Source organism: Cyclobacterium sp. 10D3-21, from assembly GCF_055809755.1.
In genome coordinates this window covers 3,260,203-3,272,362 of record NZ_CM147924.1, presented here as the reverse complement: position 1 = coordinate 3,272,362, position 12,160 = coordinate 3,260,203, and the positions used below count along the sequence as shown (strand labels likewise).

Annotated in this window: 12 protein-coding genes and 1 tRNA gene; 7 read left to right on the top strand and 6 right to left on the bottom strand. The window is 39.3% G+C overall.

Annotated elements, in window-relative coordinates:
* Position 1: 1 nt before the first annotated feature.
* The 4 genes from AC0L7T_RS13010 to AC0L7T_RS12995 form a co-directional block, all read right to left on the bottom strand.
* Positions 2–565 carry a GNAT family N-acetyltransferase gene (locus AC0L7T_RS13010; protein WP_473338469.1) on the bottom strand — a complete coding sequence of 188 codons (564 nt, stop codon included), beginning with the start codon at positions 563–565 and terminating at the stop codon, positions 2–4.
* Positions 566–1,159: 594 nt separating this feature from the next.
* Positions 1,160–2,035 carry a toprim domain-containing protein gene (locus AC0L7T_RS13005; RefSeq protein ID WP_473338470.1) on the bottom strand — a complete coding sequence of 292 codons (876 nt, stop codon included), beginning with the start codon at positions 2,033–2,035 and terminating at the stop codon, positions 1,160–1,162.
* Between the two features lie 208 nt (positions 2,036–2,243).
* Positions 2,244–3,449 (bottom strand): VapE domain-containing protein, encoded by a 1,206-nt coding sequence (locus AC0L7T_RS13000; protein WP_473343089.1) that lies wholly within the window; start codon positions 3,447–3,449, stop codon positions 2,244–2,246.
* A gap of 114 nt (positions 3,450–3,563) precedes the next feature.
* Positions 3,564–3,845: a helix-turn-helix domain-containing protein gene (locus AC0L7T_RS12995; protein WP_473343088.1), complete on the bottom strand. Its 282-nt coding sequence runs from the start codon at positions 3,843–3,845 to the stop codon at positions 3,564–3,566.
* Positions 3,846–3,866: 21 nt separating this feature from the next.
* On the opposite strand from AC0L7T_RS12995, the gene AC0L7T_RS12990 reads away from it, so the two are divergent.
* Positions 3,867–4,106, top strand: a complete 240-nt coding sequence (locus AC0L7T_RS12990; RefSeq protein ID WP_473343087.1) for a hypothetical protein — start codon at positions 3,867–3,869, stop codon at positions 4,104–4,106.
* Positions 4,107–4,386: 280 nt separating this feature from the next.
* Here the strand turns inward: AC0L7T_RS12990 and AC0L7T_RS12985 are convergent.
* A tRNA-Ser gene (locus AC0L7T_RS12985) sits at positions 4,387–4,475 on the bottom strand.
* 347 nt (positions 4,476–4,822) lie between these two features.
* On the opposite strand from AC0L7T_RS12985, the gene AC0L7T_RS12980 reads away from it, so the two are divergent.
* The 6 genes from AC0L7T_RS12980 to AC0L7T_RS12955 all read left to right on the top strand — a co-directional run bounded on the left by AC0L7T_RS12980 (position 4,823) and on the right by AC0L7T_RS12955 (position 11,563).
* On the top strand, positions 4,823–5,434 hold the full coding sequence (locus tag AC0L7T_RS12980) for a fumarylacetoacetate hydrolase family protein (RefSeq protein ID WP_473343086.1): 612 nt from the start codon (positions 4,823–4,825) through the stop codon (positions 5,432–5,434).
* Entirely contained in the window at positions 5,421–7,289 is a 1,869-nt protein-coding gene (locus tag AC0L7T_RS12975) for a M23 family metallopeptidase (protein WP_473343085.1), read from the top strand. The genes AC0L7T_RS12980 and AC0L7T_RS12975 overlap by 14 nt, the downstream gene beginning before the upstream one ends.
* Positions 7,290–7,342: 53 nt before the next feature.
* Positions 7,343–7,792 carry a thioredoxin-dependent thiol peroxidase gene (gene bcp / locus AC0L7T_RS12970; protein ID WP_020892330.1) on the top strand — a complete coding sequence of 150 codons (450 nt, stop codon included), beginning with the start codon at positions 7,343–7,345 and terminating at the stop codon, positions 7,790–7,792.
* Between the two features lie 10 nt (positions 7,793–7,802).
* Entirely contained in the window at positions 7,803–8,654 is an 852-nt protein-coding gene (locus tag AC0L7T_RS12965) for a transketolase (RefSeq protein WP_020892331.1), read from the top strand.
* Between the two features lie 34 nt (positions 8,655–8,688).
* Complete coding sequence (locus AC0L7T_RS12960; RefSeq protein ID WP_473343084.1) at positions 8,689–9,657, top strand: transketolase family protein; 969 nt, start codon at positions 8,689–8,691, stop codon at positions 9,655–9,657.
* Between the two features lie 961 nt (positions 9,658–10,618).
* A complete protein-coding gene (locus AC0L7T_RS12955) occupies positions 10,619–11,563 on the top strand; it encodes a DUF6807 family protein (RefSeq protein ID WP_473343083.1) in 945 nt (314 codons plus the stop codon).
* Positions 11,564–11,639: 76 nt separating this feature from the next.
* Here the strand turns inward: AC0L7T_RS12955 and AC0L7T_RS12950 are convergent, their stop codons facing one another.
* Positions 11,640–11,990: a hypothetical protein gene (locus AC0L7T_RS12950; protein WP_473343081.1), complete on the bottom strand. Its 351-nt coding sequence runs from the start codon at positions 11,988–11,990 to the stop codon at positions 11,640–11,642.
* Positions 11,991–12,160 lie beyond the last annotated feature (170 nt).

The following is a 12,160-nucleotide window of genomic DNA, read 5'->3' as shown; positions in this document are numbered from 1 at the left end:
TTTAGGCAGTTTTCAGGAAGTAAAAGGGAAATCCAAACTTTTCGGAAACGGTATAAATCTCCAAACCGTGTTTCTGATACCAGGGGAGATTGCTCTCCGTAGATGTTTCAAGGTAAACAGGACGGTCAAGTGTTTTGGAATAATCCAGTACATGCTTCAGGATCTTAGTGCCAAAGCCATTTTTTTGCTTTTCCGGGCTGACCCCAACAAACCATAGGTAGGTAAAAGGCGCTTTGGGATAATGCTTCTTGATAAAGGATTCTCTGGATAAGGCTTTGGGAATATTTCCCACCCCAATGGTTTTGAAAATTAACTGTATATCCAGATAGGTACTTTTCCAAGAGAACTTTTTCTTATCCTGAAATTGGATCATGGCACAAGCATTGCCATCCTCCGAAATAAAAACTTCCCCCATATCAATGCAGTTTTCAAAAGAATACTCCATCAAATAGCGAATTTTTTCTTCTTCTTTGCCAGCAATGTAGTTGACACTTTTGTTTTTTTTAAATGCTTTCAACAGGATGGTCACGACCTGTTCCCTGTCATTTTGAGTTGCTTTTTTCATTTGATTTTTTTGTTAAAATCCGAGTTGCGAGGATTTTTCTTCTCCACTCCACATTGCACAACTGTCGAACAAGAAGGGAAATGGGAGGGGCAAGTTCGTCTTTGGTAGAAAAAAACCCAGTGGTTTTTTGTCGGACAAAGACACAACTTGCAAAGACCGCGCACAGCGGAATTCTAGTGGCACCAGAGCGGTAATTAGACTCTAGTTGGTTAAATAAAGAACTGTTTTAATGTAAATTAATAACTAAATATTACTAATAATATTGCTTAACATATGTTTTTATCTAAATATATACAAATAAATATTATATTTTTATTGGGATATAGGGATCTTTAAATACATGGTCATATGTGTATATGGATACCTGAATAGGCATTTATTATTGGAACTCAGCATTCCATTTTTCGTCATTCCCCCCTCCCCTTCGGAATATAATTAGGTATAGCATTATTTGAATAGGAATGTATGTAAGTATTGGTATATAGGCATATCCGTATATTCAACAATTTGCTAGGCAAAGCCTTAAGTCTCCTCCACTCATCTAGACATTTTCTTAGTTTTTCTGTAGTATCCTAAAAATCTTAATTGGTTCGGTTACCTTTTTACGCTTAAATTTTCCCTACTCATCCAATACTCGTTTAAATCTTTATGGGGATGAAATAATTCTGACTGGTCTCTGCAATGGGGTAGGCTATCCATTAATTTTCTGGCCGCCTCTTTCCCAGCCTTATCCCTGTCCAAAAATAAGTTTACACAGCTGTACTTATTTATTTTCGAATAGAACCCCTGTAAATTAGCCAAAGAATTAAGCACCATAAAGTCCTCTCGGTAATGGTCCCCTTTTCTCATCTCCCTATAACTCAGCAGGTCAAATATTCCTTCAAAAAGGCAAAGATCAGCTGAATTGTTACAGTAGGTAGATACCCCCTGGGCAGTGCAGCCTTTCCAATATTTGTTACGAATTGCCCAACCATTTTCATGAGGGTTGCCTAGACCAAAATATCTGTTGTCACCAATGCGGTAATAGACTTCACGGCAAAATTCTTTAGCTGTGTCCAGAAGGATTCGCCTAGATTGAAGGTAATCCGTTATTGCGCTATTGTTTCCTAATGGTTTGGTTTTAATTATCTTGATTCCTTCAGCTGTCTCTACAGATGGGTCGGGTCGGGGAATAGCAGGCTGATGAAGATAAAAAGAAGAGCCACTTACCGTTTCGATTTCCCTAATAGCATCAGGAACAGTATAAGCAGGATTCATTTTAAGAACCAGGTCAATCAACGTACCCCCAGCATTTCCATCTCCGAAATCTACCCATAGATTTTTGCTCGGGCTTACCTTAAAAGAAGGGGTGGATTCCTCCCGGTAGGGAGAATAATAAAAGCAATAACCTGCTTTAACTTTACTTGGTCTGATTCCTATCTGGTCCAGATAGGTTATTATGGATATTTTATTTGCCTCTTTTGCATTCATTGTTCTTAAGTTTAATTTTTTTGAAAAACCACTTACTACAGCTACTACCTTACTACAAACACCCGTTTAATTATTGATATTCAACTGGTTATATTATTATGCATCAAAGACCATCTTACTACAAAAGCGCTATTTGTAGTAGGTTGTAGTAACTTTAATTATTTTATCTTACTACAGGTTAATTAGCTGTATTTCAATTATCTACCTCCTATTTGTAGTAAGTAGTAGGTTGGTTTTGTTTTATGTAGTATCCCTTTTCGGGGAAGGTTTGGGTTTCGTTTCTCCGTACTTGGGTCTGAACATGACCAAGCAGTTTCAAGGCTTTCCCAATCTCCACAGGGCTAATTCTTAGATTGCCGGAAATATTTAAAGCCAGCTGATGGCAGATATCCGTTGCAGTCATGAATTTGTCATGGTCCTCTTTGGTGCCTGGTGTAAAGAACTTTTGCACTAGCTCTACTTCAGGAGAAATGGTTTTGTATTGATTGTTCATGATTTCATTTTCCCGGATTTCCTTCGCTGTCATTTCATAATGAAAATTCGACAGGTATAGCTGATAAGCCTGTGCCCAAACCCTATCGATTTCAATTTCCTTTATGTAATTCCAATTAATTTCCCTTACCGTAAAGCAGAGCCAACGCACGCTACCTGTCACATCTGTAAGGAACTCGGCCTTATTGGTAGATCCCCATATGGAAGCCCTTCTCGGTTCCATTTTAGGCTTCTTGTCATAAGGATGCCTGACTTTGACTTGTGATTTACTCATCAGCGTTTTCTGTGCATTGATCTCGGTTTTGGAAAGTGTGGAAAGCTCATCCTGAATGATTCCGAAATTCTGGCTCAAGGCGATCAGGCTATCCTTGTCCACAGAAATATTTTCAGCTTGGTAAGTCTTCAGCTGATCTGGAATCAGGAAACGAGTAAGTGTGGTTTTACCACTATTCTGTTGCTCCTGTACAAAGATCAAAGCTTGCTTATTGAAAAAGTCATCGCGGAGACAACAGACCACACAGCGCACCAGCCATTTTTTGAACTGGACCTCAAATCGTTCTTGTCCTTGTACCTGAATATAGCGAGTGAACTCTTGAATATAGTCGCCATGGCTGACTTCACTCCAGGAGTCCCGGACATGCTTAAAGTAATTCACGAAAGGGTTTGTTTTTGGGATAAAATCTGAAGACAGAAAGGTATTGATCTCTGCCACCGAGGTACGGTATCCCTCCTGTCGGCACTCTATGTAAAGCGTGTGGGGATTGACTGGGTGGTACTTCTCTCCTTCTTTTTCTTTTGCAAAGACCTCGTTGAGTACCATGTTATTTTTAAACTCATATTTTGTCATAAGGAATCTGATCATTCGAATGGTTGCACTCGAAGATTTCTCATCAATCTTTTTGATAGGGGTTTGATCGTCCATATTTCTGTAGATTTGGGTTGATTATTTCATACAGAAATGGTATATTTATCTCAGTGAAAGTGGAATACCATTTCCTAATGAAATTAATTAAGGCGGATCGGGCATGATCCGCTTTTATTTTTTCCGACCGTTTTTTTGGTGACCGGCATTGAGGATATCCGACTTTTTAAAATATACCCTGGTGTTAATTACTTGTTCCTTCAGGAAACCTTCCCTCCTCCAGTTGTTGATCGTAGTGCGAGAGCGCCCGAGCAGTTTCATGGCCTCAGGTATCTGTATCAATTCATCGTCAGGATTTGCTGGCTGCAACTCTGGGATTATCCTTGAAGCTACTTCTTCAGCAATCTCCTGGATAAGTTGTCTTTTGTCAATTGAGGAAAAGATCATGTCATTCATATTCGGTTTTCGTTTGGTTTGTTGGCCGAATATGGTCACAAGTTTGCAGGGGTAGTTAGCTGGGGTAGTACCCCAAGTTTTTGGAAAGCCTCATGGTTGGCTGGAATGAAGGGTTTTGAAGGAAAAAAATTGCATGAAAGCAAAATGCTTATTGAACTGATAAGAATGATCCTTCAAGTCATTGAAAGAGATGACTTCATTCTTCCACGGAAGCATATCAAAGATTTTGAAAATGTAAGTTTGAAACTGGCCGTTGGATGATATGGAGGAAAAGCTAAAAGTTTTATTCTAAAATTAAGTGCATTTCAATTTTCAAGTCACTCCACCCAATTGTTGTAATGAAAAAATATTTGAAGTTGGAAACAATTAGGTCTCATTAAAAAAAAAATTCAGCAAATTCTAGAAAATGAAAAAACAGGAATACTTAATTTGAATTAAGCGGTTAGAGTGAAAATTTAGATAATCCGCCCCTGAATTTGCCCCTGACTAAAAAAATAAAACCCTAACCTATTGAAAATCAATAAGCCAGGGTTTTGTTCAGTAGAGAGTGGGGGATTCGAACCCCCGGTACGCTTTAAGACGTACGACAGTTTAGCAAACTGCTGGTTTAAGCCACTCACCCAACTCTCTATGTGTTGGTGAAGCAATTAAACAATTAATTTTGATCCTTTATCGATCCAGCAACCTATTTAAATAAACAGGCCATTTGAAAGGTTTCAAATCATATCTTAATAGTATTTCCGACCGCTTCCCGATCAGTGATGCAAATATAAACCAATATTCTCCAATTTAACAAAACCAAAACAGGAAAAAACGGTACTTTTTTACAGCTTTTGCCGGAAAATGAAGCTAATCGATTTTAAGCCAGCGGAATAAAATTTTAAACAAATTCTCAACTTCCTTCCAATTAAATAATCCTTCTTTTAAAATCGCATTAGAATTCCTTTCTTTGCAGCCCATACTATATTTCTTTAGAGATGAAAATTATTGCCATAGGCCGAAATTATGCGGCACATATAGAAGAACTTAACAATGAAAAGCCGGATGCGCCGGTCGTTTTCATGAAACCGGACACGGCCTTGCTAAAAAACAATGCCCCTTTTTACCACCCGGAATATTCTGACAATATCCACCATGAAGTAGAACTGGTCCTAAAAATAAGTAAGGAAGGCAAATACATTCAGCAAAAGTTTGCCCATAAGTATTACAATGAAATCGGGATAGGTATAGATTTTACTGCCCGGGACTTGCAGCAAAAATGCAAAGACAAGGGGCTCCCTTGGGAAATTGCCAAGGCTTTTAATGGTTCCGCCCCTTTGGGCGAATTCAAACCTGTAGCCCTTTTCCCCGATCTGGCCAATATTAATTTCCACCTTGACATCAATGGGGAAAGGCGCCAAACCGGAAATACTTCGCTTTTACTTTTTCCATTTGATGTGATCATCGCTTATGTTTCTAAGTTTTTTACCCTAAAAACCGGTGACCTGATCTATACCGGAACACCTGCCGGAGTTGGCAAAGTAAATATAGGAGACAGACTAGAGGCTTATGTGGAAGATGAAAAATTGCTGGACTTTGAAATCAAATAAAACCCTAAACAGCCTCCTATTCATTTTCCTTGCCATTGTCTTTCTTTCTCAAACCCAGAAAGGCTACTATCTCTTTCCGATCAAACCAGGGCAGCAAAATTTTCTGGCCGGAAATATGGGCGAGATAAGAAGCAACCATTTTCATACTGGAATTGATATAAAAACCGAGGGAAGACAAGGCCTGCCGGTACACGCTTCCGCCGATGGGTATGTGTCTAAAATAAAGGTTTCCTCTTTTGGTTACGGAAATGTACTGTACCTGAAACATACCAATGGATCAAGTACAGTATATGCGCATCTCAGGAGTTTTGAGTCTCCTATAGCGGAATACATGCAGCGCAAAATCTACGAAGCGCAAGAGAATGAATTAGAATACATACTAAAGCCTGGCGAATTGCCCATCTCTCAAGGAGACACCATCGCCTATTCTGGGAATACCGGTAGTTCTGGTGGCCCACACCTCCATTTTGAGATCAGAGACTCCTTGGACAGGGCCATTGACCCCCTTCATGCTGGCTTCAAAGAAATTGTAGACACCACCTCTCCCATTGTCCGGAGGGTAGCAATAAGCCCACTTACACCGGAAAGCCGGGTCAATGGGATGTATCGTCGTCAGGAGTTTTCACTTATCTACAGCTCTGGGGCATTTGAGGTGCAGCCTACCGTAAAAATCTCTGGAAAAGTAGGGATCGAAGTACTGGCTTATGATCAGCTGGATGAAATGTACAACAGAAATGGCTTTCCTATTTTTGAAATTTATGAGGAGGGCAACAAAATATTCAGGGCGGAAGTCAACGAAATAGACTTTAACGTTGGCCGCCATATTCTCTTACACACCTACCGCAACCGATATACCCGTCTATATAAAAAGCGTAACAATAAGTTCGCCTTTTATACACCCGACTCAGTATTGAGTGGTGCTATTTCAGCTTTGCCAGGTGAAGAAAAATTAATCACTTTGAAATTGGCTGATGCCTATGCCAATGAATCCGACTTGAGGATCAAGTTTAGTGGAGAGCTAGCACCAACTGACCTGGATGGCGTAAACTATACATCTGGCAATAGGCAGATAGAATACCTTGACAATGTTTTAATCCTGAACAGTATCGATGCAGAAGACGGCGACCTGGCCATTGTATATGTACATGGACTAAGCATGGAACTGCCTTATGCTTATGTCGGGAGAAACAAACGCACCTACCTTTGGGACATGGCTTTGGGGGTCCCCGACTCCATCAACCTTTGTTCAGAAACCCTATTTCCGGAAGTGGTTGCCAAAATTCCTGCAGGAAAAGAGACGCTAATAGACAATGGGGAGGTCAAAATTATCTTTGAGGAGGAAAGCCTTCTAGAGGACCTCTATCTGAGGATCGACACCTTTGAAGACAAGGGGATGAAAGGTTTGACACTCAATGACCAATTTGAATACCTTTGGCAACCTTTTTCGGTAAAGATGAAAGTGGACAATTTCCAAGGGGATACTTCAAAAACGGATATGTATCAACTGTACAGAAACGGTCACAGAAATTTTCTAGGAGGCAACTGGCAAGGACAGTTTATTCATTTCAAGACCAGGGTTTTTGGGGATTTTGTATTGGCTACAGATAGTATTGCTCCCACAATTCGTCCAGTTCGTATCAATAATAGGGAAATAAGGTTTGTAATTAAAGACAATTTATCAGGAATCAAGGATTTTGAAGCCTGGGTAGATGGAAAATGGACCCAGATGAGATATGAACACAAGCAGGCAATAATTTGGTCTGATCCACTGCCAGGAACGGCCTTAAAAGGCGAGGTTCTCCTAAAAGTAAGAGATCGTGCAAATAACGAGCGCATTTATAAGGGAAACATTTAATTTATTCCGATATTTAAGGGCTAAAATCAATAGTAAAAATTAAAACTACAACTATGTCACTAGAAGTAGGCCAAACGGCACCTGACTTTGAGTCAAAAGATCAAGATGGAAAAGCTATCAAATTGTCCGATTTTCAAGGCAAAAAAGTAGTCTTGTACTTTTACCCAAAGGACAACACACCTGGATGCACAGCTCAGGCCTGTAATTTGAGAGACAACTATGAAAGTCTCCAGAAAGCTGGTTATGTAGTGCTTGGAATAAGCTCGGATGCAGAAAAATCTCATAAAAAGTTTATAGAGAAATTTGAACTTCCCTTTCCGCTTATAGCCGATGAAGACAAGAGTGTACACGAAAAATATGGTACCTGGGTAGAGAAAAACATGTACGGTAGAAAATACATGGGCACTGCCAGAACCACATTTATTATTGATGAGAAGGGAATAATTGAAGAGATTATTTCAAAAGTAAAAACAAAGGAACACACCAATCAAATTATTAAATAATTCCAAATCAATGGAAAAAAAATCAACCGAACAATTAGAAGCAATTTGCTCCCAGGTAAGAAGAGATATTTTACGAATGGTGCATGCCTGTCAATCAGGTCATCCAGGAGCATCTTTGGGCTGTACGGAGTTTTTCGTAGCCTTGTATTTTGACCAAATGACCAATAACCCAGATTTTAATCTTGACGGACCTGGAGAAGACCTATTTTTTCTTTCAAATGGGCACATTTCCCCCGTTTGGTACAGTGTATTAGCCAGAAGCGGTTATTTTGAGACAAGTGAATTAAAGACTTTCCGCAAATTAAATAGCAGATTACAAGGTCACCCAGCCACTGAAGAAGGACTTCCGGGCATACGCATAGCCTCAGGTTCTTTGGGCCAGGGACTATCTGTAGGGATAGGCGCTGCATTTGCAAAAAAAATCAATAAAGACGACAAAACTGTCTATGTCCTTATGGGAGATGGAGAACAGCAAGAAGGACAAATCTGGGAGGCTGCTTTAAGTGCACCTCACCATAAATTGGACAACTTGATCGCAACCATAGATCTTAATGGACAACAAATAGACGGACCTACCAAGGACATCATAAACTTGGGAGATCTGAAAGCTAAATGGGAAGCATTTGGCTGGGAAGTCATCGTGACTGAGCATGGCAATGACATGTCAGGCGTAGTTAAAGGACTGGAAAAAGCAAAAAGCCTCCTTGGAAAAGGAAAACCAGTACTAAACCTGTTACATACCGATATGGGCTACGGCGTAGATTTCATGGTTGGCACCCACAAATGGCATGGTGTAGCTCCAAATGACGAGCAACTTGAAAATGCCTTAGGACAACTGAAAGAAACACTTGGTGATTATTGATTTCGGTGATAACAGATCTAAAAAAGTTTGAATAATGGAAAATAAATTGGATACAAAATATACATACACTGAAAAAAAGGACACCAGGTCCGGTTTTGGTGATGGTCTACTAGAAGCTGGTAGAAGAAATGAAAACGTAGTAGCGCTTTGCGCAGACCTTATTGGTTCATTGAAAATGGGTGCCTTCCAAAAGGAATTCCCTGAGCGTTTTTTCCAAATGGGTATCTCAGAAGCCAATATGATAGGTGCAGCTGCAGGACTAACCATTGGAGGAAAAATACCTTTTACAGGTACATTTGCTAACTTTTCTACTGGTCGTGTTTACGATCAAATCAGACAGTCTGTAGCCTACTCTGAAAAGAATGTAAAGATTTGTGCCTCTCACGCGGGACTTACTTTGGGAGAAGATGGTGCTACTCACCAAATCCTAGAAGACATAGGCATGATGAAAATGCTTCCCAACATGACGGTTATAAACCCTTGTGATTACAACCAAACAAAGGCAGCAACCATTGCCATCGCTGAGCATGAAGGCCCTGTGTATTTACGATTTGGTAGACCAAAATGGCCTATTTTCACTCCTGAAAACCAGGAATTTGAAATAGGTAAAGCCTGGAAAATGATCGAAGGAACAGATGTTACCATTTTCGCCACAGGACATCTTGTGTGGGAAGCGGTAGAAGCGGAAGCAATCTTAAGAGCTGAAGGCATCTCTGTTGAATTAATAAATATCCATACCATCAAGCCTTTGGATACTGAAGCCATCCTGAAATCTGTTGCTAAAACAGGATGTGCAGTAAGTGCAGAAGAACACCAATTCAATGGTGGCTTAAATGATAGCATCGCTCAGACGCTAATCAGAAACCAACCTGCACCTCTTGAATTTATAGGTGTAGATGATTCTTTTGGAGAATCAGGAAAACCTGAAGAGTTATTGGAAAAATACGGTTTGAATGCTAAAAACATCGTTGAAGCAGCTAAAAAGGCTATTTCAAGGAAATAAGTTATTCAAAATTAAATTGAAGCGGAGAAAGTTTAGAAATTTCTCCGCTTTTTTGTTTTATAGGGGTTTAGGATGAAAAATTAAACCCGGATTATTCAATAGGGTTTCTGACATTTTTTAGCCTGACCTGATCATAATCTAAGGGAGGTGATTTCAGCACGAAGTAGAAAGGATATTACATATACCATCTAAATATTTATAGCCTGACATTTCTTTCTATATTGATGTTGACTGTGGAATTTTATAAAACTCAAAAACACCAAAGGAGTGGAATTTTTATAGCCAGACATGCCAATCCCTGGTAAAACCATCAGTACAATACTATTTTACCGGTATTCGGTATTCTTGCTTTTTTTTCTGCAACAATGCTGACAAAATCTTACGCTAAATTAGCTCACCTACGTTACTTTTCCGAGGCCTTAGAATTACATCTAAATCTTTATAGTATGATACTTCTTCCTATGTTGATGTTGACTTTGGAATATTATAAACCCCAAAACCCCAGAAGGGGTGGGATTTTTGTAGCCAGGGATGCGAATCCCTGGTAAAAACAATCAGCACAATACGATTTTGGCGGTATTGTTGCTTTTTTTTTCTGCAACAATACTGACAAAATCTCAGGCTAAGTTAGCTTCTAAACGTTACTTAGCGATGTCTTTGAATTCGGGTTAAATAAACCCCGACTACTAGGTATGAAGATATGTTGTCAATGGGGAGTTGGTAAGCCTATAATACCCGAAAAACAATTACTGTTGAAATGAAGCCTCAGCTAAAGGCAAATCCACCACTTATCCAACCCCGATTGATTTTCAACTGGACATTAGGCATCATCATACCTCCCCTACCATCGAACGCTGGTTAATTGACCTTTTTTTATTTACTTCAGCCACTTATGAAATAGGCACTTGGTTAGCTCATCCTTATCTTTTACTTTTATGAACAACTAACCTTTTTCCATCCAATGAAATACCTACACATAACCCCTGTAGTCCTTTTACTATTTTCAGCAATATTTCTCATCGCCGAAGTGCCTACAGCCACGGCACAAATGCTCACATTCGAGGAAAAGGAAGGTGGCGTGCTTCTACTTTCAGATGGAAAACCAAGGTTGTTTTACCAAAAGGAAATGATTAGTCAAAATGGGGAATATCCGAGAGCAAATTACCTTCATCCAGTTTTTGACACAAAAGGAGAGATCATTACAGAAGATTTCCCTAAAGACCATTTGCACCATAGGGGAATTTTTTGGACCTGGCATCAGCTATGGGTTAATGATTTGAGGATTGGTGACCCATGGATAAGTGATGGCGTTGAATGGGAAGTAAAAAAGATCAAAACCAAAATTCACCCCAATAATTCTGCTACCATTGGCCTCAAGGTGATTTGGAAAGGCAATAAGGTTTTGAAAAAGAACCTTATTGAAGAAAATACAGTCATCACCTACCAGCCAATTGGAAACCAGGCTTATAAGATAACCTTTGACATTACTTTAAAACCATTGGTATCCGGGGTGCGTATCGGAGGCTCTCAAGATGCTAAAGGGTACGGAGGCTTCTCACCAAGGCTTAAATTGTCGGAGAATGTTGGCTTCTATGATGAAAACGGTGAAGTGACACCTAACAATTTACCCGTTTCTGGAGGCGATTGGATGAATATTACAAAAAATGGTCCCGATGATCCTGGTGTTGTCATTATGGGCGAACCAGACTTGCTCCCCTCCTATCAAGGATGGATTCTCCGAAAAAGAAACAGCATGCAGAACATGGCATTTCCAGGCCAAGAACCGTTATTGCTAAATAAAAAAGAACCTTTACACTTCAGAAATCAATTGTTGGTTCACCAAGGAATGTCAACCCAGGAAATAATAAATCAGTATAGAATTTTCAGAAACCAATCCACTCAATAAAATTTGGAATAAAAAAAGCAATGGTCAAAGGCCATTGCTTTTTAGTTGGTTTATTTTTAAGGGTATTTGCCCAAGATTATTTCTTAACTGGCTCTGCTTTTTCTACTGGAGCTTCCTCTTCTACTTCTACTACTTCCTTACCCATGGCATCAAATTTCTTTTCGATTTGTTCGCCAGGAGTATCTGATTCAAATTTTATCAGATAATGCACCTGCGCTTCTTCCATCACTTGATGGGCTTCGGCAATTTTCAGGTCCTTCAATTCCAAATCATTCTGAATTGCTTCTTTCACTTTTTCAGGAAGACTTTCAGGATCAATCTTAGTTGTTTCCTGGTACCATTCTTGAGGAATAGGTACAACAGTTGATCCGGCGTTTGCAAAAGCAAATACAGTCATTGCGGCGACACTCAAAATTAACTTTTTCATGACTTTTTACATTTATAGGTTTAAATAATAATTGGTTAAACAATACTTTTTAAATATCATTTTCAATTATCCTAAGCCAAATGATATGCCAAGTTATTTTTCAATTAATAAATTAAACTAAAATAGTACTCAATCTCTTTTAAACAAGGTTTTTATTTACACTGGAGAAA

What these genes read in the sequence shown, in the direction of transcription:
- AC0L7T_RS13010 (WP_473338469.1), bottom strand. Translation starts at nt 565, where the DNA reads ATGAAAAAAGCAACTCAAAATGACAGGGAACAGGTCGTGACCATCCTG.
- AC0L7T_RS13005 (WP_473338470.1), bottom strand. Translation starts at nt 2,035, where the DNA reads ATGAATGCAAAAGAGGCAAATAAAATATCCATAATAACCTATCTGGAC.
- AC0L7T_RS13000 (WP_473343089.1), bottom strand. Translation starts at nt 3,449, where the DNA reads ATGGACGATCAAACCCCTATCAAAAAGATTGATGAGAAATCTTCGAGT.
- AC0L7T_RS12995 (WP_473343088.1), bottom strand. Translation starts at nt 3,845, where the DNA reads ATGAATGACATGATCTTTTCCTCAATTGACAAAAGACAACTTATCCAG.
- AC0L7T_RS12980 (WP_473343086.1), top strand. Translation starts at nt 4,823, where the DNA reads ATGAAAATTATTGCCATAGGCCGAAATTATGCGGCACATATAGAAGAA.
- bcp (WP_020892330.1), top strand. Translation starts at nt 7,343, where the DNA reads ATGTCACTAGAAGTAGGCCAAACGGCACCTGACTTTGAGTCAAAAGAT.
- AC0L7T_RS12965 (WP_020892331.1), top strand. Translation starts at nt 7,803, where the DNA reads ATGGAAAAAAAATCAACCGAACAATTAGAAGCAATTTGCTCCCAGGTA.
- AC0L7T_RS12960 (WP_473343084.1), top strand. Translation starts at nt 8,689, where the DNA reads ATGGAAAATAAATTGGATACAAAATATACATACACTGAAAAAAAGGAC.
- AC0L7T_RS12955 (WP_473343083.1), top strand. Translation starts at nt 10,619, where the DNA reads ATGAAATACCTACACATAACCCCTGTAGTCCTTTTACTATTTTCAGCA.
- AC0L7T_RS12950 (WP_473343081.1), bottom strand. Translation starts at nt 11,990, where the DNA reads ATGAAAAAGTTAATTTTGAGTGTCGCCGCAATGACTGTATTTGCTTTT.